The sequence below is a fragment of the Mesorhizobium sp. M0208 genome, assembly GCF_040322015.1.
Classification (GTDB): Bacteria; Pseudomonadota; Alphaproteobacteria; order Rhizobiales; family Rhizobiaceae; genus Mesorhizobium.
On sequence record NZ_JAMYSP010000113.1, the window covers coordinates 1 to 1,171 of the forward strand.

2 protein-coding genes are annotated in these 1,171 nt (G+C 62.9%); both read left to right on the forward strand.

Annotation, left to right across the window (positions count from 1 at the left end):
- A partial coding sequence (locus NKJ17_RS33855) for an ABC transporter permease (RefSeq protein ID WP_352692050.1) occupies nt 1–510 on the forward strand: 510 nt, incomplete at its 5' end.
- The coding region (locus tag NKJ17_RS33860; protein ID WP_352692051.1) for an ABC transporter ATP-binding protein at nt 510–1,171 on the forward strand (662 nt) is incomplete at its 3' end. The genes NKJ17_RS33855 and NKJ17_RS33860, both read left to right, overlap by 1 nt.

Consider the following 1,171-nt stretch of genomic DNA (forward strand, 5'->3'; position numbering starts at 1 on the left):
TTTCGCGGCAAAAAATTCCTGCAGGCGCTGCTGTTTCCGCCAATCGCCATTCCGTGGCTGATTACCGGCACGGCGATGCTGATCTTCTTCTTCGGCGTCGGCATCGGGCGCGGTCTGTTCGCCATCCTGCTCGGCCACGTCGCGCTTGCACTGCCCTATGTCATCGTCGTCGTATCGGCCCGGCTGCAGACCTTCGCGCCCGAGTTGGAAGAGGCGGCGCGCTCGCTCGGCGCCAATCAATGGCAGGTGACGAACCGCGTCACGCTGCCCTGGATCATGCCGGGTGTCATTGCCGGAGGGCTGTTCGCTTTCGCCGTGTCCTTCGACCAGTTCGTCGTATCCTACTTTCTGTCGACGCCCGGCCAAACGACGCTGCCGGTCGAAATCTACGCCGCGATCCGTAAGGGATTCACACCTGAGATCAATGCGGTCTCGACGATCATCATTGTCGTGTCGATGGCATTGATGCTGCTCACGGCGCGTTTCTTCAAATTCGGCGGAGAGAAATAATGGCGGGCGTGCAGGTATCGAATGTGTCGCGCAGTTTTGGCGCGCACAAGGCGCTGGACGATGTCTCCATCGATTTTGCCGACGGCGGCTTCTACGCCCTGCTCGGTCCCTCCGGCAGCGGCAAGACCACGCTGCTGCGCCAGATCGCCGGCTTCGACTTTCCCGACTCTGGCCGCATTGCGATCGGAGGCGAGAGCGTCGAGCGGGTGCCGGTCGAAAAACGGCGCATCGGCATGGTGTTCCAGAACTACGCGCTGTTTCCCAATATGAGCGTCGCCGACAATGTCGCCTTCGGCTTGTCCGTGCGCGGCGAGCTCAAGGCAGTGATTGCTGCCGAGGTGCAGGGGGCGCTCGACCTCGTGCAACTCGGCAAGCTCGGTGGTCGCCGGCCACACCAGCTCTCCGGCGGCCAGCGCCAACGGGTGGCGCTCGCTCGCGCCATCATCACCAAGCCGCGTGTACTTCTGCTCGACGAGCCGCTCGGCGCTCTCGACAAAGCGCTGCGCGTCGGAATGCAGCTCGAGCTCAAGCGCATCCAACGCGAGATCGGCATTACCACAATCTTCGTCACCCACGACCAGGAAGAAGCGCTGACGATGAGCGACCGCGTCGGCATTCTGCGAGACGGCAAGCTGGTGCAGGAAGGCCCGCCCGAGGAGAT